This window comes from Staphylococcus condimenti (assembly GCF_001618885.1).
GTDB classification, from domain to species: Bacteria; Bacillota; Bacilli; order Staphylococcales; family Staphylococcaceae; genus Staphylococcus; species Staphylococcus condimenti.
Genome location: NZ_CP015114.1, coordinates 1,146,364 through 1,168,243, shown reverse-complemented (window position 1 = coordinate 1,168,243; position 21,880 = coordinate 1,146,364). Strand labels below are relative to the sequence as shown.

The 21,880-nt window shown below is 33.9% G+C and carries 18 protein-coding genes; 13 read left to right on the top strand and 5 right to left on the bottom strand.

The window, feature by feature from the left end:
- Positions 1–16: 16 nt before the first annotated feature.
- From queE to queC, 3 genes are read right to left on the bottom strand one after another with little or no spacing between them, the layout of a single operon-like run.
- Positions 17–730: a 7-carboxy-7-deazaguanine synthase QueE gene (gene queE, locus A4G25_RS05890; protein ID WP_047132730.1), complete on the bottom strand. Its 714-nt coding sequence runs from the start codon at positions 728–730 to the stop codon at positions 17–19.
- Complete coding sequence (gene queD, locus A4G25_RS05885) at positions 723–1,148, bottom strand: 6-carboxytetrahydropterin synthase QueD (protein WP_047132729.1); 426 nt, start codon at positions 1,146–1,148, stop codon at positions 723–725. Before queD ends, queE begins: the two co-directional genes overlap by 8 nt.
- A 1-nt stretch (position 1,149) precedes the next feature.
- Positions 1,150–1,821, bottom strand: coding sequence for a 7-cyano-7-deazaguanine synthase QueC (queC, locus tag A4G25_RS05880; protein ID WP_047132728.1), 672 nt, complete (start codon positions 1,819–1,821; stop codon positions 1,150–1,152).
- 340 nt (positions 1,822–2,161) lie between these two features.
- Between queC and A4G25_RS05875 the strand changes: the two genes are divergently transcribed.
- The 13 genes from A4G25_RS05875 to A4G25_RS05810 all read left to right on the top strand — a co-directional run bounded on the left by A4G25_RS05875 (position 2,162) and on the right by A4G25_RS05810 (position 18,356).
- Positions 2,162–2,749, top strand: a complete 588-nt coding sequence (locus tag A4G25_RS05875; protein WP_047132727.1) for an anthranilate synthase component II — start codon at positions 2,162–2,164, stop codon at positions 2,747–2,749.
- Positions 2,739–3,881, top strand: coding sequence for a chorismate-binding protein (locus A4G25_RS05870; RefSeq protein ID WP_047132726.1), 1,143 nt, complete (start codon positions 2,739–2,741; stop codon positions 3,879–3,881). The genes A4G25_RS05875 and A4G25_RS05870 overlap by 11 nt, the downstream gene beginning before the upstream one ends.
- A gap of 5 nt (positions 3,882–3,886) precedes the next feature.
- Complete coding sequence (locus A4G25_RS05865) at positions 3,887–4,495, top strand: aminotransferase class IV (protein ID WP_047132725.1); 609 nt, start codon at positions 3,887–3,889, stop codon at positions 4,493–4,495.
- A 280-nt stretch (positions 4,496–4,775) separates the two neighbouring features.
- A complete protein-coding gene (pxpB, locus tag A4G25_RS05855) occupies positions 4,776–5,471 on the top strand; it encodes a 5-oxoprolinase subunit PxpB (protein WP_047132723.1) in 696 nt (231 codons plus the stop codon).
- Complete coding sequence (locus A4G25_RS05850; RefSeq protein ID WP_047132722.1) at positions 5,471–6,475, top strand: 5-oxoprolinase subunit C family protein; 1,005 nt, start codon at positions 5,471–5,473, stop codon at positions 6,473–6,475. The genes pxpB and A4G25_RS05850 overlap by 1 nt, the downstream gene beginning before the upstream one ends.
- 641 nt (positions 6,476–7,116) lie before the next feature.
- A complete protein-coding gene (gene ltaS / locus A4G25_RS05845; protein ID WP_047132721.1) occupies positions 7,117–9,057 on the top strand; it encodes a polyglycerol-phosphate lipoteichoic acid synthase LtaS in 1,941 nt (646 codons plus the stop codon).
- A gap of 260 nt (positions 9,058–9,317) precedes the next feature.
- The gene (locus A4G25_RS05840) at positions 9,318–11,195 is read left to right on the top strand and encodes an ABC-F family ATP-binding cassette domain-containing protein (RefSeq protein ID WP_174531731.1); all 1,878 of its coding nucleotides are present in this window, start codon (positions 9,318–9,320) and stop codon (positions 11,193–11,195) included.
- A 12-nt stretch (positions 11,196–11,207) separates the two neighbouring features.
- The gene (recQ, locus tag A4G25_RS05835; RefSeq protein ID WP_047132719.1) at positions 11,208–12,986 is read left to right on the top strand and encodes a DNA helicase RecQ; all 1,779 of its coding nucleotides are present in this window, start codon (positions 11,208–11,210) and stop codon (positions 12,984–12,986) included.
- A gap of 97 nt (positions 12,987–13,083) precedes the next feature.
- Positions 13,084–14,040: an ABC transporter ATP-binding protein gene (locus tag A4G25_RS05830; protein ID WP_047132718.1), complete on the top strand. Its 957-nt coding sequence runs from the start codon at positions 13,084–13,086 to the stop codon at positions 14,038–14,040.
- A complete protein-coding gene (locus A4G25_RS05825; RefSeq protein ID WP_047132717.1) occupies positions 14,037–15,551 on the top strand; it encodes an ABC transporter permease/substrate-binding protein in 1,515 nt (504 codons plus the stop codon). The genes A4G25_RS05830 and A4G25_RS05825 overlap by 4 nt, the downstream gene beginning before the upstream one ends.
- A 138-nt stretch (positions 15,552–15,689) precedes the next feature.
- Positions 15,690–16,754 (top strand): histidinol-phosphate transaminase, encoded by a 1,065-nt coding sequence (gene hisC, locus A4G25_RS05820; protein WP_047132716.1) that lies wholly within the window; start codon positions 15,690–15,692, stop codon positions 16,752–16,754.
- A 155-nt stretch (positions 16,755–16,909) separates the two neighbouring features.
- Positions 16,910–17,452, top strand: coding sequence for a 5' nucleotidase, NT5C type (locus tag A4G25_RS05815; protein ID WP_047132715.1), 543 nt, complete (start codon positions 16,910–16,912; stop codon positions 17,450–17,452).
- Positions 17,453–17,603: 151 nt separating this feature from the next.
- Positions 17,604–18,356 carry a class I SAM-dependent methyltransferase gene (locus A4G25_RS05810; RefSeq protein WP_047132714.1) on the top strand — a complete coding sequence of 251 codons (753 nt, stop codon included), beginning with the start codon at positions 17,604–17,606 and terminating at the stop codon, positions 18,354–18,356.
- A gap of 141 nt (positions 18,357–18,497) precedes the next feature.
- On the opposite strand, the gene A4G25_RS05805 is transcribed toward A4G25_RS05810, so the two are convergent.
- Positions 18,498–20,000, bottom strand: coding sequence for a peptide MFS transporter (locus A4G25_RS05805; RefSeq protein WP_047132713.1), 1,503 nt, complete (start codon positions 19,998–20,000; stop codon positions 18,498–18,500).
- A gap of 231 nt (positions 20,001–20,231) precedes the next feature.
- Complete coding sequence (locus A4G25_RS05800; protein WP_047132712.1) at positions 20,232–21,752, bottom strand: peptide MFS transporter; 1,521 nt, start codon at positions 21,750–21,752, stop codon at positions 20,232–20,234.
- Between the last annotated feature and the right edge of the window lie 128 nt (positions 21,753–21,880).

Here is a 21,880-nt window from a genome sequence, read left to right as displayed (position 1 = left end):
TTATTTTCATGAAATTTTAAACACCTTTTTGATTACTCCATAAGAGTGTGTGCAATTGAGGAAGCACGTAAACCTTATTCATTTCGCTACTGTGCATTACTGTTTCTACTAAATTTTCATAACGTTCTAATAACCGCTCAGTGTGTTTTTCGACTTTATCCTCTAAATAAGGATTGCCGACTTGAAGATAGAACGGAATGTCAGGGTAGCGATGATGGATTTCTTTTGCAAAGTTAAAGTCTTCATCTTCGAATATGACTACTTTTAAATTCAAGGATTCAGGCACACATTGCGCAATGACATCATCTAATATTTCTAAATTAGGCTTCATACCTGAACTAGGCGGTTTAGGACTTATTGTTAAATCATTGATTTGACGCATCCATGGTTGATAACGACTACCTTGTGTTTCTAGAGCAGTTTCAATGTTTTTTTCTTCAAAAAGATCAACCAATTCTTGAATCCCTTTGATTAAAGCTGGATTACCGCCTGAAATAGTGACATGGTTAAAGTAATCGCCACCAACTTCTTTGAGTTGGTGAAAAATTTCTTCGGCTGTCATCATTTCAATTTGGTCTTTTGCACTGCCGTCCCAAGTGAATTTAGAATCGCACCAACTACAATGGTAATCACATCCTGCAGTTCTTACAAACATTGTTTTGCGTCCGATTACTCTGCCTTCACCTTGGATTGTAGGACCAAAAATTTCTAATACTGGTATTTTAGCCATTACGAAACTCCTTACCTTTATAAACAACATAACTGGAAGGTGTTTCACGAAGATACACTTGTGCACATTTTGGATGATTAGGTTGTTTATCTAATATTTCTTCCGTCATTTTATAAATAGTTTGTGCAACAATTTCAGTTGAAGGGATTTCATCTTTGAATTGAGGTAAATCATTTAATAGATAATGATCAAATTGTTCATGAATTTGTTTTTTTAAGTAAGCAAAATTAATTAAGAAACCACTATGATCTAAGTCGTCACCGACGATTGTTAAATTCACAAAATAAGTATGGCCATGTGTTCGCACACATTTCCCTGCATCTTCGCAAGGAATATAGTGTGCAGCTGCAAAATGAAAATCTTTATTTAATTCGAACGCATAAGGATGAGAAACACTGGGGTAAATTTGCTGTAACATCCTACTTCACTCCTTTTTCTTCTAAATAGGCATTTAAACCACGTGCACGTAATTTACAGGCAGGGCATTCACCACAGCCATCTGCAATAATTCCGTTGTAACAAGTTAATGTTTGGTTACGAACATAATCTAATACACCGAGTTGATCGCTCAAAGCCCAAGTTTCTTTTTTATCCAGCCACATTAATGGTGTATGAATGACAAAATTTTTGTCCATAGATAAATTCAACGTCACATTCATTGATTTAACGAAATCATCACGACAATCTGGATATCCTGAAAAGTCAGTTTCGCATACACCAGTGATAATATGACGCGCTTTGATTTGATACGCCAATGCTCCGGCAAATGATAAAAATAATAAATTTCTAGCTGGTACAAATGTATTGGGAACACCATCGTCAGTTTGTCCGATTTCTAGATTGTGTTGGGTAAGTGCGTTGGGAGTGAGTTGTGATAAAAGAGACATGTCGAGGATATGATGCTTTAATCCTTGTTCGTCTGCAATTTTTTTTGCGACTTCTATTTCCGTATCATGTCGTTGTCCATATTGGAATGTAACGAGTTCAACTTCTTCAAATTTTTCTTTTGCGTAAAAAAGACATGTTGTACTATCTTGACCGCCGCTGAAAACAACCAGTGCTTTATTATCATCAAGTGTATGAGATGCCATAAATCAATCTCTCCTTTATATTTCGCGGCCTAGCTAAAACAAAAAAATTGGACACTGTATGAACTGATTTGCTAAAAGTACAAATATCAGTTCTCAGGTCCAAGTTGACGTGATAGACAATTCATTTTTTGCCTATCTCTATAAAAGATAGACGATTGAAAGTAAAAGTCTAGTTTTTTATAGAGGGTATCAGCTAGGAACCTCTGCTTATCGATTTCGATAGTTAGAATAATATATTTAAGCTGCAAAATCAAGATAGACTTCTAGTCATGTATTACATTCTTGTGCTTTATTTTGTAAAATAGAATTAAACCAAGCAATTTTGTTAGGGGCATACAATATGATTATTATGATAGATAACAAAGATTCATTTACATATAATATAGTAGATTATTTGACTGTTGAAAGTGAGACGGAAATTAAAGTACTGGATAGTAAAGAACTGTCATTGTCTCAATTAAAAGCATTACAACCTTCAGCCTTAGTTATCTCTCCAGGACCAGGTCGTCCAAGTGACTATCCGATTTTGCATCAAATTCTCGAAGAATATGAAAAGAAAGTTCCGATATTAGGCGTTTGTCTAGGTTTCCAATTTTTAATTGAATATTATGGAGGGAATATAGTACCGAATTCTCGTCCAGTACATGGGCACACAACGCGTATTACAAACACAGGTGAAGGTATTTTTGAAGGGTTACCGACATCTTTTGAAGTAATGCGTTACCATTCATTAATGGCAGATGCCAAAAGGGTGCCGCCTGTTTTAAAAGTCACAGCAACCAATGATGAAAATATTATTATGAGTATTCAACACAAACAATATCCGATATATGGGGTTCAATATCATCCAGAATCTATCTTGAGCGAATATGGACATGAACAATTTCATTTATTTTTACAGAAAGTGGGTGAAACAGTTGGTAGTTAAGTTTAACTTTCGTTATTACGAAGACGAAGTGAAATTTAAAGATTACCGATTTAATTTTACTTCTATAAAAACTCAAAGTATTGCTTATTCATTAGCAGATGCTAAAAGAGTACTCGATTTTGCAGAAGAATATCAGGCAAAAGGAAACTATGTAGCACTCTATTTGCCATATGAAGCAGCACCTGCTTTCAATTCTGATATGAAAGTAAACTTCTCTAAAGAGACGTCAAATATTTATGCGGCCGCCTATGTCTTTGATAGTCCCAATAAATCGAACGAACTGTATGAAAAATCATTGAATTCTAAGCCGAAACTGAATTTCAAATTTCGCTTGCCTGATGATATGCTGCAAGCACATATTCAAGCTGTCCAACAAGCGATTGTAGAAGGTAATACATATCAAGTTAATTATACAACAAGGTTATACGATGAAATCCGGGTTCCTATTACTGAATTATATGCTTATTTAACTCGCAATGCGCACGGGAATTATACAGTATTATTAGATACAGCTGAGTTACAAGTTGCTTCTATATCTCCGGAGCTATTTTTCCAAAAAGGGCGATTTAAAGAACAAGAAAATGTGGTATTGAGTAAACCGATGAAAGGAACAATGTCACGAGGGCATAATGAAGCGGAGGACCATATGCTATATGAAAAATTGGTACATTCTTCAAAAGACCGGGCTGAAAATGTGATGATTGTAGATTTATTAAGAAATGATATTGCACGCATCGCAAATCCAGGAACTGTGAAAGTTTATCAACCGTTTCATATTGAAAGTTATCAAACAGTTTATCAGATGACGAGCATGGTGGCCGGAATAATAAAAGAAAATACATCTTTAGTTTCGTTGTTTGAAGCATTATTTCCGTGCGGTTCTATTACGGGAGCACCAAAAATTAATACAATGCGTTATATTAAGCAATTAGAAGAAATACCGCGTCATGTTTACTGCGGTACAATCGGGTTGTTGCTTCCAGATGATAAAGCAATATTTAATGTTGCAATTAGAACAATTCAATATATCAATGGAAAAGCAATATATGGGGTTGGAGCTGGTATAACAATTGATTCTGATCCTATAGCTGAAGTAGAAGAGTTTAAATCAAAAACGAAGATATTGGAGTAATAAAAATGTATTTATTTGAAACAATGCGTATTGATTCGGGTAGGATTCCAAGAAACTTCTATCATACAAAAAGGATAGCACAGTCAGCTGATCAATTAGGTTTTCAGTTTGACAAAAAAGAATGGGAGACCTATTTGGACAATATATGCCGACAACATACAGAGGGATTATGGAGATTGAAAGTGATGTTGGATAAAGACGGCACGTTGACACATCAAATTATAAATCTGCCTGTTAAAAATCAATTTAGTACACGATTTGAATGTATAGGTGCCAAATATCCCAATTGGCAATATACGAATAAAACATCAGAACGGGCACATGTGTCGCATGATCATGAAACTGATACAGTACTTTATTATGATGCGAAGGGGAAAATTTTAGAGTTTGATATTGGAAACATTGTAGTGGAAGAAGCGGGAAACTGGTATACACCTCCATTTGAAAATGATTTTTTAAAAGGATGTATGCGCCAAGCATTATTAGACGAAGGAAAATTACAATTGCGTTCTTACTACTTAGAAGAATTGAGAGAGAAGTTGAAAAGCGGCAAAGCACAAATTTTTCTTGTAAATAGCTTAAGAGAGGTTGCCGATATTCAGATTAATCTTTAAAATTAATTATATTCAGAACAATCAAAGTAAATGAAGGGTATAAATTAAGGTGGCAGCATGATTTGGGTTATCATTATTTTAATAGTTGCTGTAACATATCTTACTAAATTAGCATCGAATTATTTAATTCAAATAAAGAGACTTAAAACAGCACGCTTAATGGTGAGCGTTATGATATTTGTACAAATTATACTCGTATATTACTTCGTAAGAATGCTTAACTCTTACATTATAAATATATTGAACATGTTTTATAACCAATAATTATTTGAGGTGTATTATGAAGATTTATAGTCAGGGTGACCAAGCTATTGTGGTTTCAGTAGAAAAAGAGGTTACACAAGATACGACTGAAGATTTATTAGCGTTACGTTCTTATTTAATTGAACAAGATTATCCTTTTATTACTGAAATTGTCCCGACAGAGTCGGATATGATGATTGTATATGATGCAAGAAGCATGATTAAACACCATCATATTAAATCCCCGTTTCAGTATATGACGGAATTACTTCAGTCTATTAAGATTGAAGTGAAACACGGAGAGACAGTTAACATGCCGACTGAAATACCTATAATTTATGGTGGTAAATACGGTCCGGACCTAGAGGAATTGCTTGAATTTTATAAAATAGGAAAAGATGAATTTATAAAGTTGCATTCTCAAAAAACTTATTTCGTATCAATGATGGGCTACTCACCAGGCTTTCCTTATCTGACAGGCATGAATGAACGTTTGTATATTAATCATACAGGCGATGGAAAAAAATTCATTCCATCAGGATCAGTCATTTTGGAAGGGAAAAAATGTGGCATTGTGACAACAGATACATATGGTGACTGGATTGTAATCGGTTATACACCTGTTAAATTATTTGACCCTTCAAAAGAGGACTTTACTTTATTGAAGTTAGGAGATACAGTACGTTTTAAACCTGCTGATTCAGACTTCGAAAAGATTGGAGGCGAAGCTTAATGACAATCATCATAGAAGATCCAGGCTTGTTTTCAAGCTTCCAAGATTTTGGTCGCCAAGGCTATGAACATGATGGTGTGATACCAGGTGGTGCACTTGATTTTCTAGCTCATGAAGTGGCCAATCGACTTGTAGCAAATGATAAAAATGAAGCTACGTTAGAAATGACAATGAAAATGGCACGCATCCGTTTTACGGAGCCTACTTTAATAGCCTTATCCGGTGGAAATTTCAAAGCATGGACGCAAAATATGCGCATATTACCTAATAAACTCTATCTAGTTGAAAAAGGAGATGTATTGCAATTTGCTGAGTCTAACCGTACTTCACGCGTTTATTTAGCAATTGGAGGCGGTGTTGAATTAGAAGAATGGCTTGATTCTACATCTACCGATTTTTTATCCAAAATAGGCGGATTCGAAGGACGCAAATTGCAAACAGGCGATGCTATCAATATGAAACGTGACTATACTGAACGTCACTTGAAGTTGTTTGAAAATCTGAAACATACGCACAAGACCAATTGGGGCGTTGATGGTTATGCTTTATCATTCAATTATATGTCAGATATGTTTCATGTTGTTTTAAATAAAGGCTCTGAAGACTTTGATGAGGATACTCTGAATCGCTTTACGCGGGGTGAATATAAAGTGACTAGTAAAGCCAATAGAGCAGGAATGATATTAGAAGGCGAACCTGTAAAAGCCTATTATGAAGACATGCCTCCGCATCAATCTGTAAAAAGAGGTACGATACAAGTAAAACGTGATGGTTCTCCTATTATTTTGTTGAATGATCATTATACTTTAGGGAGTTATCCGCAAATCGGAACAATTGCAAGTTATCATCTGACAAAGCTAGCGCAAAAGCCGCAAGGATCTAGACTGAAGTTTCAATATATAGATGTCTATACAGCTGAGGATAACTTAATGAAATATAGCAGCTGGGTTCAACAACTATTCCATGGAATTGAATTTAGAATGATGCAAGAGATGCAAAAATAAGCAAGCTAACCATCTTAACTAATTAAATAAAGCAATACTTAATATGCTGGTTGAATAAATGTAAATTCAATCAGCTTTTTTATTTTTTGAGTAAAAAGCATAGTGAAATATCTGAAGTTATTTAATAGGTCTGTGGTCTGATTTGGATATTCGAAAAACAATGTATAATTTAATGCTATCAATACACTTTAATTACATCGAAAGTATATTTTAATCATTTCTAAGCATGCATTTCATTATACCTTATTATAAAATTAACAAATAAAAAATAAAGTGTAATAAGTGTAAAATGGCCGGGTTATTGCTTGAAATTCGACTAGATTTGTTCTATATTTAATTACTGTACTATATGCTTTTTGTTACAAAGAGGTTACAAAAAGTAGAGTTTGTAAATTAATGATTAATTAGCGACGAAATTTCAAAAATGATGAACTTGATGAAATGTAAAAGAAATAAAGTGGTTGGGATAAAAGCATGATGATTTCCAAATATAAATTCAACTGAAATATGTTACAAGGTAAGTAAATCTAGTTTAGAAAGTGGGGTCACTTTCCAAACCATAAACTTTTTAGTCTCAACCCCAATTTTTAATGTATAAATAATGTTTTGAGATTGAATAAATAATAACGGGGGAGACACACATGAGTCTGCAGAAAAAGAAAATAAGTATATTCGGCTTTTTTATACTCACGTTAATAACGCTGAGTTTAAAAACTTACTTTGCTTATTATGTTGATTTTTCTTTAGGAGTTAAGGGATTAGTACAAAATTTGATTCTACTGATGAATCCATACAGTTTAATCGCACTAGTATTAAGCGTATTCTTATTCTTTAAAGGTAAGAAAGCATTTTGGTTTATGTTTGTAGGCGGCTTCTTACTTACATTTTTACTTTATGCGAACGTTGTTTACTTCAGATTCTTCTCAGACTTCTTAACGTTCAGTACTTTGAACCAAGCAGGTAATGTTGAATCTATGGGTGGAGCAGTTTCAGCTTCATTTAAATGGTATGACTTTGTTTACTTTATTGATACAATTGTTTACTTATTCATTTTAGTCTTTAAATCTAAATGGTTAAGTACACGTGCATTCAGTAAAAAATTCGTACCTGTTGTGATGGCAGTTTCTGTTGCATTGTTCTTCTTGAACTTAGCATTTGCTGAAACAGACCGTCCTGAGTTATTAACACGTACATTTGATCATAAATATCTTGTGAAATATTTAGGGCCATACAACTTCACAATTTATGATGGCGTTAAGACAATTCAAAACAACCAAGAAAAAGCACTTGCATCTGAAGATGATTTAACTAAAGTTTTAAATTATACAAAACAAAAACAAACACAACCTAACCCTGAATATTACGGGGCTGCTAAAAAGAAAAATATTATCAAAATTCACTTAGAAAGTTTCCAAACTTTCTTAATCAATAAAAAAGTAAATGGTAAAGAAGTTACACCATTCTTGAATAAATTATCATCAGGTAATGATGAATTCAGATATTATCCAAACTTCTTCCACCAAACTGGTCAAGGTAAAACATCGGATTCAGAGTTTACAATGGATAACAGTTTATACGGCTTGCCACAAGGATCTGCTTATTCATTGAAAGGTTCAAACACTTACCAATCATTACCAGCTATTCTTGATCAAAAAGAAGGTTATAACAGTAATGTAATGCATGGTGACTATAAAACTTTCTGGAACCGTGACCAAATCTATAAACACTTTGGTATTGATAAGTTCTATGATGCAACATACTATGACATGAGTCCTAATAATATCGAAAACTTAGGATTGAAAGATATGCCGTTCTTCAAAGCATCAGCGGATTATCAATCTAAAATGAAACAACCGTTTTATTCACATCTGATTACATTAACAAATCATTATCCATTCACATTGTCACCTGAAGATGCGGATATTGAAAAACCAAACACTGGTGATTCAACAGTCGATGGATATGTACAAACAGCAAATTACCTTGATAGATCATTAGAACAATATATCAATGATTTAAAAGAAAAAGGTCTCTATAAAGATTCAGTAATCATTATTTACGGTGACCACTATGGTATTTCTGAAAACCATAATAAAGCAATGGAAAAATTATTAGGTGAAGATATTACACCAGCAAAATTCATGGACTTAAACCGTACTGGTTTATGGATGAAAATACCTGGTAAACAAGGCGGCGTTGATCACACTTACGGTGGTCAAATAGATGTTATGCCGACATTGTTACACTTAGTAGGTATTGATTCTAAAAACTACTTGATGATGGGTACTGACTTATTATCTAAAGATCATTCACAATTAATACCATTCAGAAATGGTGACTTCATCACACCAAAATATAAATATGTAAACGGTAAAGCGTACGATAACAAAACAAACCAACCGCTTACAAAAGAACCTGCCGATTTACAGAAAAACAAACAGCAAGTCGAAAAAGATTTAGAAATGAGTGATAACGTACTCAATGGCGACTTGTTCAGATTCTATAAAAACCCAGATTTCAAAAAAGTAGATCCATCGAAATATCAATATAAACCTGGCCCGAAAGGTTCAGAACAGAAATAATTTAGAAGTTAACTAGAGTGCTTAGGACATTATGTTCTAAGCACTTTTTTTATGATAAACAACAGGAACTCCTTATGTGTAGTTTATTATTTAATGCACATGAGTTCTTTACAGTTTCTTAATAATTAGTGGTGATAATCCTTACTTATATAGTATCTTTTAGAAGCTAAAAGGTGTATAATATATGGAACTGATTTCACTATAAACTAAGTAATATAGTGAGCTACGCAAAGAAATGAACGGACCAATATAAGTGGAGGCTGAAAATGGAATCATACAAAATAGAACACTTACATAAATCTTATGCAGATAAGGTGATATTTGATGACTTGCACTTATCTGTTTCTGAACATGAGCGCATCGGTCTTGTGGGTATCAATGGGACAGGAAAAAGTACTTTGCTGAAAGTAATCGCAGGATTGGATGAAGATTTTGAAGCAGAGGTTAATTGTCCTAATCAATATCGCATACGTTACTCTTCACAAAAACAAGACTTAAATGAAGATAAAACGGTGCTTGAAGAAGTGCTAAGCGCAGATACGACTGCAGTTAAGATTATAAAGAACTATGAAACAGCTGTTCAAAAATATGGTGAAACACAAAGTGATGCTGATTTCCAAAAAATGATGAACGCACAAGAAGCAATGGATCAAGCTGAAGCTTGGGATTATAGTGCTGAAGTGAAGACCATCTTGTCGAAATTAGGTATTAATGATACTGCGCAGTCTGTAAAGGCGTTATCAGGAGGACAACAAAAACGTGTTGTTTTAGCGAAAACATTAATTGAACAACCAGATTTGCTTTTATTAGATGAACCGACTAACCACTTAGATTTCGACTCAATAAAATGGCTTATTAATTATGTAAAACAATATCCGCATACAGTATTGTTTGTAACACATGATCGTTACTTTCTTAACGAAGTATCGACTCGAATTATTGAGTTAGATCGAGGGAAATTGCGTACGTATCCAGGCAATTATGAAGATTACATTGCGATGCGTGCTGAAAATGAACAAATTGAGCAACAACAAAATCAAAAGCAGCGTGCTTTATATAAACAAGAGTTATCTTGGATGCGAGCAGGTGTTAAGGCGCGTTCAACGAAGCAGCAAGCTCGAATTAATCGCTTTAGTGATTTAGAGTCGCAAGTCAAAAATCAAACTACCAGAGATACAGGGCAACTTAATCTTGCGCATTCTCGTTTAGGGAAACAGGTGTTTGAATTAGAAGATCTTTCAAAAACGATTGAAGGAAAAACACTATTCGAACACGTCACACAAATTATACAAAACGGACAGCAAATCGGTATTGTGGGACCGAATGGAGCTGGGAAAACTACGTTGCTGAATATTTTAGCGGGAGAAGATGCTGATTATTCTGGTGTAGTGAAAATCGGGCGAACTGTGAAGACTGCTTATTTTAAACAAACAGATGAACGATTAGATAGAGATATTCGGGTTATAGATTTTTTACGAGAAGAAAGTGAAGTTGCAAAAGAAAAAGATGGAACAACCGTTTCAGTAACACAATTATTAGAACGATTTTTATTCCCAAGTACAACACATGGCAAAAAAGTCTATAAGCTTTCAGGCGGTGAACAAAAACGTCTCTATTTATTAAGATTACTTGTTCATCAACCGAATGTTTTGCTATTAGATGAACCTACGAATGATTTAGATACAGAAACACTTACTATTCTTGAAGATTATATCTCAACATTTGGCGGCACAATTATAACTGTCAGTCACGACCGATACTTTTTAAATAAAGTGGCACAAGAATTCTGGTATGTACACGATGGTCAAATTGAACGGATTATTGGTAATTTTGAGGATTACGAAATGTACAAAGAGGAACAAGCGAAAGTAAAAGAAGCGGCTAAACAACAACCTAAGCAGGTAAAAGAAAGACAGCGTAAAGGGTTATCGTATAAAGAAAAACGTGAATATGAAACAATTATGGAAAGAATTGAGGAAGCAGAAATTCGGCTTGAAGAAATTGAACAAGAGATGATAGATGCAAGTGATGATTATACAAAAATACAAACACTTAATTCTGAAAAAGAAACTTTAGAAACGCAATACGAACAAGATATGACAAGATGGAGTGAACTTGAAGAATTAAAGGAACAATAAGGGGTCAAAAATATGGAAACAATATTATCACATTATTTTGGATACCAAACATTCCGTCCTGGACAAAAAGAAATTATTTCCAAAATACTAGAAAAACAAAATGTATTAGGGGTTTTGCCGACTGGTGGCGGTAAATCATTATGTTATCAAGTGCCTGGTTTAATGATGGGCGGTGTAACTGTTGTTATCAGCCCATTAATCTCGCTCATGAAAGACCAAGTAGATCAACTGAAAGCAATGGGTATTAATGCAGCTTATTTAAATAGCAGTTTATCTCAAAAAGACCAAAAAGCAATAGAAGCAGAGTTGCGTAACGGTGAAATTCAATTCTTATATGTTGCACCAGAGCGTTTTGAAAATAATCAATTTATGAAGTTGCTTTATAGTTTAGATATTAAACTCGTCGCTTTTGATGAAGCGCACTGTATTTCAAAATGGGGGCATGACTTCAGACCAAGTTATCAACAAGTCATCGATAAAGTAATGTGCCTCCCGCAAAACTTTGCAGTAGCGGCATTAACCGCTACTGCCACTGCTGAAGTACAACAAGATATCATGGAACGACTTCATATAGCACAAGATGATATGGTCAAAACAAGCATCAAGCGTCCTAATTTAAAATTTAAAGTTAATTCTACCTATCAACGTCAAAAATTTGTTTTAGAATATGTGAAAGAACATAAGGATAAGGCTGGTATTATTTACTGTTCAACGCGTAAACAAGTTGAGGAATTGCAACAGGTTTTTGAAGATCAAGGTATTAACAGTGCAATTTATCATGCAGGACTGACGAATAAAGAACGTGAGTCAGCACAAAATGATTTTGTGTTTGATAAAATTAAAGTGGTTATTGCTACCAATGCATTTGGTATGGGAATTGATAAGTCAAATGTGCGCTTTGTGATACATTACAATATGCCTGGTGATTTAGAATCTTATTATCAAGAAGCAGGACGTGCAGGACGTGATGGATTAGAGAGTGATTGTATATTATTGTATAGTGAACGTGACATTGGTCTGCATCAATTCTTTATTGCCTCTTCTAAAGCAGATGATGATTATAAAGAAAAAATGGGCGAGAAATTGAATAAAATGATTCAGTATACTAAAACTAAAAAGTGTTTAGAAGCAACTTTAGTACATTATTTTGAACCTAATGAAAAATTAGAAGAGTGTGGTCGCTGCAGTAACTGTGTTAATGAAAATAAAACATACGATATGACAGATGAAGCTAAAAAAATTATTAGCTGTATTGTATGTATGCGTCAGCAAGAAACATATGGCGTTATTATACAGGTGCTCCGAGGTGAGACCTCAGACTATGTTAAATACAACCAATATGATGAACTTTCAACTTTTGGCATCATGAAGTCGTATACGACTTCAGAATGCAGTCATCTTATTGATGAATTACGTTTCAAAGGGTTCTTGAACGAAAATGATGAAGTTTTGACTTGTGATAAAAAGGTTAAAAAAGTATTAAGCGAAGGTTTAAAAATTTATACTGTACCGTTTAAACGCAAAGCTAAAGAAAAAGTAAATATTAATACTATTGAAGGTGTAGATCGTGCTTTATTTGAAGAATTGGTTGAAGTGAGAAAAACATTAAGTGAGACACTTAATATTGCACCAATCAGTATTTTTACAGACTTTACTTTAGAAGAGTTTGCTAAGCGTAAACCTGAATCTAAACAAGAAATGATTGCGATTGATGGCGTGGGCAGTTATAAACTGAAACATTATTGCCCGAAATTTATTGAAACAATTCATAATTACAAAGCACAAGTTTAAAAAAGTTATTATAAGGACAACAAGTATAACAGCGAATGGACAGAATTAGTGTTAACTTGTTGTCCTTTTTTAAATATAAAGAAATGTGGGTGAAGGAATGATTGAGTTCAAGCACGTCAGTAAGAAATATGGTAATAAAATTGCTGTTGATGATGTTAGCTTTAAAATTAACGAAGGGGAGTTCTTTGTTTTAATCGGACCTTCTGGCTGTGGGAAAACTACGACTTTAAAAATGATTAACCGCTTAATTCCGTTGACAGAGGGCTACATTTATTTTAAAGATTCTCCAATTAGTGATTATCCAGTTTATGAAATGCGTTGGGATATCGGTTATGTATTACAGCAGATTGCACTCTTTCCGCATATGTCAGTGAAAGAAAATATTGCACAAGTCCCTCAAATGAAGGGCTGGAATAAAGATAAAATTGACCAACGTGTCGATGAGTTATTGAAAATGGTGAACTTAGATCCGGATACATATCGTGATCGCAAACCAGATGAGTTGTCAGGAGGACAAAGACAGCGTGTTGGTGTTGTCAGAGCGCTTGCTGCAGATCCGCCTGTTATTTTAATGGATGAACCCTTCAGCGCTTTAGATCCAATTAGTCGTACAAAATTGCAAGATGATTTAATAGAACTGCAAAAACAGATTAAGAAAACTATCATTTTTGTAACACACGATATTGATGAGGCTATGAAATTAGGTGATAGAATTTGTTTGTTGAATGAAGGACATGTTGAACAAATTGATACACCCGAGCACTTTATCAATCATCCTAAAAATGATTTTGTAAAACAGTTTATCAGTCAGTATGATAGAAATATTCAACAACAATTGAGATTAGATGACGTTTTAGAAAATACAGAGTTGAAATCACTTCAATCTACTCAAGATTTACCAGTTGTTCAACATGATACACCACTGAAGAAAGTTTACGGAGATTTAGCACGCTATAATGCTGTTGCAGTTGAACATAACGGCAAGACGCACATGCTGACAAGAGAAGATGTATTTAACTTCTTAGCTGATAGTGAAAGAGGTGACGCTTCATGAATGCATTTTTAGAAACACTCTCTACGCGTAAAGGTGAACTGCTTAGTACGTTACTAGAACATATTCAGATTTCTTTTATTGCACTATTGATTGCTTGTTTGATTGGTGTACCGCTTGGTATATTTTTGACTAAAACAAAATATATTTCTGAATTTGTTATAAATATTGCGGCTGTGCTTCAAACTATTCCTTCATTGGCTTTATTAGGTTTAATGATTCCGATTTTTGGTATTGGTACAGTGCCAGCTATTATTGCTTTAGTCGTGTACGCATTGCTGCCGATTCTCAGAAATACATATACCGGGATAAAAGAAGTCGATCCTTCGTTAGTTGAAGCGGCTAAAGGTATCGGTATGAAGCCGTGCAGAAGGCTGACAAAAGTAGAATTACCTATTGCTATGCCTATCATTATGGCAGGTATTCGTACAGCAATGGTATTAATAATTGGTACTGCCACACTAGCAGCATTAATTGGTGCAGGCGGCCTAGGTGATTTAATCTTATTAGGTATTGACCGAAATAACAGCTCATTAATCTTATTAGGTGCTATACCAGCAGCTATTTTAGCGATTGTTTTTGATTTAGCTTTACGTTATATTCAAAAGTTGTCTTACAAAAAAATCTTGATTACATTAGGTGCACTTTTAATTATTGTTGTATTAGTTATCGTTATCCCATTGTTTGGCAGTAAAGGTGACAAGGTAACAATTGCCGGTAAACTAGGTTCTGAGCCTTCAATTATTACCAATATGTATAAAATCTTAATTGAGGAAGAAACAGATGACACTGTTGATGTTAAGGATGGCATGGGTAAAACATCATTCTTGTTCAATGCTTTAAAATCTGATGATATCGATGGTTATTTAGAATTTACAGGTACAGTTTTAGGTGAATTAACAAAAGAACCTTTAAAATCTAAAGAAGAGCATAAAGTTTATGAGCAAGCTAAAACAAGTCTTGAAAAGAAAGATAACATGACTTTATTAAAACCGATGAAATATAATAATACGTATGCCTTAGCTGTTAAACGTGATTTTGCTGAGAAACATCATTTGAAAACTATTGGTGATTTAGATAAAGTTAAAGATGAAATCAAACCAGGTTTCACACTCGAATTTAATGATCGTCCAGATGGATTTAAAGCAGTCTCTAAAGCGTACGATTTACATTTCAATAAAATACGTACGATGGAACCTAAATTACGTTATCAAGCAGTTAAGAAAGGTGATATTAATTTAATAGATGCATACTCAACAGATGCGGAATTAAAACAATATGACATGGTTGTCTTAAAAGATGATAAGCATGTTTTCCCACCTTATCAAGGTGCACCGTTATTTAAAGAAAAATACTTGAAAGAACATCCTGAAATTAAAAAACCGCTCAATAAATTAGCAGGAAAAATTACAGATGAAGAAATGCAAGAAATGAACTATAAAGTTACTGTTAAGAATGAAGATCCATATAAAGTAGCGAAAGATTATTTGAAAAAACATCATTTAATTAAATAAGCATAAAAGTACTGAGGAAGCTTTAAAGCATTCTCAGTACTTTTCTTTTAAAATCAGGTTTGCATTCCAATGGTAAAAAGGGCTATAATATTTATTAAATTCGAAAATATCAGTAAATTTAGTAGGGGGCTTAACCGCATGAAAGAACAAATTCAACAGTTATCAGCATACCAACCTGGATTGTCACCAAGAGCATTAAAAAAAGAGTTTGGTCTAGATATTGATTTGCATAAACTCGCATCAAATGAAAATTTATACGGACCTTCTCCAAAAGCAAAAGAAGCAATTAAAGAACATGTAGATGAAGTCCTTTATTATCCTGAGACAGGCGCGCCTACACTTCGCAAAAAAATTGCAGATACACTTAATATAGATGAGAATCGTATCCTATTTGGTGCAGGATTAGATGAAGTAATTTTAATGATTTCACGTGCAGTATTAACACCGGGTGATAAGATTGTAACGAGCCAGGCGACATTCGGTCAATATTACCACAATGCCATTGTTGAAGCAGCTGAAGTGGTACAAGTACCGTTAAAAGAAAATGGTCAATTTGATTTAGATGGTATTTTAAATGAAATTGATGAAGACACTGCATTAGTTTGGATTTGTAATCCAAACAATCCTACTGGTACTTATGTTACACATGAAGCGTTAGAAGCATTTTTAGAAAGAGTGCCGAGTAATGTACCTGTGCTTGTAGATGAAGCTTACTTCGAATTTGTAACTGCTGATGATTTCCCAGATACTTTGAAATTACAAGAGAAGTTTCCTAATGCATTTTTAATGCGTACATTCTCTAAGGCGTATGGACTTGCAGGATTACGTGTAGGATACGTAATTGCAACAGAAGAAGCAATTCATCACTATAATATTATTCGTCCGCCATTTAATGTAGGACGTTTGTCAGAGTATGCTGCTGTTGCTGCTTATGAAGATCAAGATTACGTTAATGAAATTCAAAAACGTAATGCAAAAGAGCGTGCTAAATTCTTTAATATTCCAGAGAGTAAGCATTTCTTTGATAGTCAAACGAACTTTATTTTTGTAAATACTAAGCGTCCGAAAGAATTGTATGAAGCTTTACTTAAAGTAGGATGTATTACAAGAGAATTCCCAATCGGTGTACGTATTACGATTGGATTCCCAGAACAAAATGATAAAATGATAGAAGTATTGAAAAACTTTGATTTTGAAGCATAATATAAGCACGATTATTCTAAGTTAATATCTTATTTAAGAGCAGAATGGCGATAATAATCAAATCGCTGCCAGTTCTGCTCTTTTTTCTATTCACAATTTAATATTTAAGATATGCTATACTCGAAAGGGATAAAAAGGAAAGGAAGTTACATATTATGGAGAGAGAATCAATCGCAATTGATATGGATGAGGTATTAGCAGATACAATCAAAGCTCTGATTGAAGAAGTTAATGCACGTACAGATTTAGGCATTAAAGAAACGCTTTTAGATGGAAATAAACTCCGTCATTTTATGCCAGAACATGAAGGTGTTTTAGATGAAGTATTAAAAGAACCGGGCTTCTTTAAAAATCTGGAAGTCATCCAAGATTCACAAGAAGTAGTTGAGAAGCTATCTAAACATTATGATGTTTATATTGCTACAGCAGCTATGGATGTTCCAACGTCATTTCATGAAAAATATGAATGGTTACGTATGCATTTTCCATTCTTAGACCCACAGAACTTTGTTTTTTGCGGGCGTAAAAATATTGTAAAAGCTGATTACCTAATTGACGATAATCCACGCCAATTAGCACGTTTTACTGGTAAATCATTGATGTATACTGCAGCACATAATATCCATAATGAAGACTTTGATCGTGTAAACAATTGGAGAGAAATTGAAAAATATTTCCTAGGAAATGAAGAAATATAGTAAATTACAGTAAGTAGACTAATTCACTTAAGTGAATTAGTCTACTTTTTTGCGTCTATATTGTGAATTTTCAGGCTATTTTATGTTGTTTTCAACATTTGTATGCTATTCTTTAATTGATAATAGTTATCAATTAGGAGGGTGAAGAGTTATGGCTGAAGCAGGACATACATTTTTAGCTAAATTAGGGAAAACCCGTTTAAGACCTGGTGGCAAAGAAGCTACAGATTGGTTAATAGATAAAGGTCATTTTAAGAAAGATAAGAAAGTATTAGAAGTAGCATGCAATATGTGTACGACTTCAATTATGTTAGCAAAACGTTATGGTTGTGAAATAGATGCAGTTGATCTGAATAAAAAAGCATTAGAAAAAGGAAAACAAAATGTACAGAAAAATAATCTAGAACATTTAATTCATATCCAACAAGCAAATGCGATGAAGTTACCTTTTGATGATAATACATTTGATATTGTTTTAAATGAAGCAATGTTAACAATGCTGCCTATCCAAGCTAAAGAAAAAGCGTTAAAAGAATATTATAGAGTGTTAAAACCAGGAGGAATATTACTGACACATGATATTGCTATCCTTAACCCTGAAAATACAAAGTACATACAAGAAGAGTTGAGTGCAGCGATTAATGTGAAAGTAACGCCTTTGCCGACAGCTGATTGGAGAAAGTTATACGAAGAAGCAGGATTTACACAAATAACTTCAAAAATAGGGGCTATGAGTTTAATGACTCCAGCTGGTATGATTCGTGATGAAGGTGTGCTTGGAACTGCAAAAATTATACGTAATGCATTGAAAACAGAAAATCGTCCAATGTTTTTTACTATGTTTAAGACTATGAACAAATTGAAGGAACGTATGAACTATATTGTACACGCTGCAAGAAAATAAAAAAGCAAACGTCAGTCGACAATTTTTAAAGTATGTTGGCTGGCGTTTTTTTATATATTGATTATTTAATTAGTAAATAAAAAGAAGACTATTCAAAGTTGTGAATAGTCTTCTTTGAAAAAAATATTAATATTGTGACATTTAACGAAGTCCACGCATACCTTTTACGATTTTAGGTACAAATGCAAGTGTTACTAATCCGATGACTACTGCTAAACAGCCTAAGAATAAGAAATAATTTTGGTAGCCTAATGGTTTGATTAGTTTTACAAGAGTTCCGTTAATTGCTTGAGCAGTGGCATTTGTAAGTAACCATAAACTCATCATTTGTGAATTGAAGGCTTTTGGTGCTAATTTTACAGCAGCACTGTTACCTGTTGGTGAAATACACAATTCACCGATTACACAAATAATATAAGATAAGATAACCCAGTTTACAGTAATTTGATGCCCATTACTTCCCATCATCACAAAGGCGATCATGATATAAGAAATACCTGCAAGCACAGCACCCCAAACGAATTTTGTTGCTAAACTTGGTTGACGATCTCCCATTTTTTTCCAAATATAAGAAATCACTGGTCCAAGCAATACAATAAACAATGGATTAATCGATTGGAAATATGTTTTACCGAAACTTGATGTCCAACCGAATAGGTTGATTGTCATATCAGTACCTTTGAATGCAAAGATGTTTAATACATTTGAACCTTGTTCTTGTATTGACCAGAAAATAACGCCAATAATGAATAAAGGGATAAATGAGATAACACGTGAACGTTCATCATCTGAAACTTCTTTGCTTCGAATCATAATCGTAAAGTAAATAATTGGTAATGCAACACCTAAGATTAATACCGTTGTACTAATCAAATTGAATGAAAATGTACCAGTTGATATTGTAATAACTAATACAATAGCGATGAGTGCTGCAATTGCACCAAAAATAAGGCTGTAACGTTTCTTTTCTGCTGATGACAGTGGGTTGGTTGGTGCTGACCCCACATTACCTAAGTTGCGTTTGTTGAAAATTAAGTAGATAACAAGTGCCACAGCCATACCAATTGCTGCAATTAAAAATCCTTGATGGAATTTATGATTATCAGAGAATTGGTTTAATACAAGAGGAGCTACCAAAGCGCCCATGTTTACAGCCATATAGAAAATAACAAAACCTGAATCGATACGTGAATCGTTTTCAGGGTACAGGCGTCCAACAATATTGGAAATATTCGGTTTCATAAGACCTGAACCTATAATAATAAAGAACATTGATACATATAATCCAATATTTGCGAGTGGTAAACTCAATACAACGTGACCTACAATAATTAACACTGCGCCATACATTGTTGCGTTGCGGGTACCTGTAATCCTATCTGCTATCCATCCTCCAATGATGGTAGTCATAAAGATAAGTGACCCATAAATAGACATTACAGACTGGGCTGTAACTTCGTCCATACCTAAACCGCCATCTTTAATAGCGTAAAACATGTAAAAGATTAAGAGTGCGCGCATTCCGTAGTAACTGAATCGCTCCCAAAATTCTACAAAGAAGAGTACTCCTAATCCTCTTGGATGTCCAAAGAATCCTTTTTGTGGAATTTCTTGAACATGCTGATTATGCAAATTATTCTGCAAATTAATCCCGACCTTTCTATCCTAAACGGGCTGATTATATTAGATTGTACTCTCAAAGATTAATAGTTTCAATAATTTTCTTAAAATAATAATATTAACAATTTTCTGAATATTATAGTTGTCAATTATATCTTTATTTTTTGAGTTATTAGTTGAAGGATTTGATTATTTTTACAACAAAAAAAGGCTTAGAACTATTGTTAGTTCTAAACCTAATATAAATCAGCACTTTTAGTGGATACCTTTCATAGCACGTTTAACCATAGGTGAAACGATAATGAGTAGAACACCGATAATAATTGTTAACAAACCTGAATACATGAAGTATTGTGAAGGATTCATTGATTTATATACAACAACAAGTTGTGCATTTAATCCTTGGGCTGTCGCATTACTTAACATCCATAAACTCATCATTTGGGCTGTAAAAGCATATGGTGCGAGTTTAGTAGTTGTCGCTAAACCTACTGGAGATATACAAAGCTCACCAATTGTAATGAGTAAAAAGCTGAGTACTAACCAAATAGGATTGATTAATTCACCATGTAAACCGCCAGCCAATGGAATCATCATAATGAGATAAGAAAGACCCGCAATAATTGCACCGATCGCAAATTTCATTACAGTAGATGGATTTCGTTTGCCTAGTTTTACCCATAATGTAGCAAACACTGGAGCTAATGCAACGATGAAAATAGGGTTAAGTGATTGGAACCAAGCTGCCGGAATATCAAAATGAATTGCTCCGCCTGTAAGTTCAGACATTTTTAATTGTGTATTTTTATCTGCAAAGTTTGCAAGAATTGTTGAACCTTGTTCTTGGATCATCCAGAATGCAACTGATGTAATATATAACGGAATATAACTTCGTACGCGTGATTTTTCTTCTGGAGTTGCTTCTTTACTCATCAACATACGTGTCACAATGTAAACTGGTAAAGCAATACCGAGAATAGTGACAAGTAAGCTGAAGTTTTCGATAGTTAATGCATTAAAAACTTTTAAGATAACAAGGTATAGTACAAATGCTGCAACGACGATAATGGTAATAAGTGAAAATTTCTTCACATCACTTTTAGACATTGGATTATGTACTGTTAAACCTGCTAAATTCAAATATTTCTTACGTTTAGTCCAATAAACAACAAGTCCGATAAACATACCGATTGCTGCAGTGGCGAATCCTGCATGAAAGCCAATACGAGTTTGCAAGTAACCTGTAATAAGCGGGGATAATAAAGCACCTGCATTGATACCCATGTAGAAGATTGTAAATGCTGAGTCTACACGAGGATCATTTTTTTCGTATAATTCTCCGACAGTTGTTGAAATGTTAGGTTTTAATAAACCTGTACCGATGATTAATAGCAATAATGCAATCATTACAGCTGTTAAATTACCAGGTAAACTTAAGATAATATGACCGAACATTATAAATATTCCGCCAAAGAAAACTGCATTTTGTGTACCTGTTATTCGGTCGGCTATCCAACCACCGATGACGCCGGACATATAAATTAATGTTCCGTATAATGCCACGATTTGCATTGCAACAGATTCATCTAATCCAAAGCCGCCTTTTGCGACTGAATAGTATAGGTAATAAACTAAAATGGCTTTCATACCATAATAACTGAATCTCTCCCAAAATTCAGTGAAGAATAATGTGCTAAGTCCTTTAGGATGTCCAAAGAAGCCTGTACGTGGAATGCTGTTGACAACCTCTTCGCGTGTATATTGTTTTTTATTCATAATTTTCCCCCTAACCGCTTAAAAATAAGTTTAAGCCATCAAAGAAAAATATACAAGAAAATTCTGAATATTGTTTAATATTATTATATATGTTTATTACACTAAAGGGAGAATATTATTTAATTATC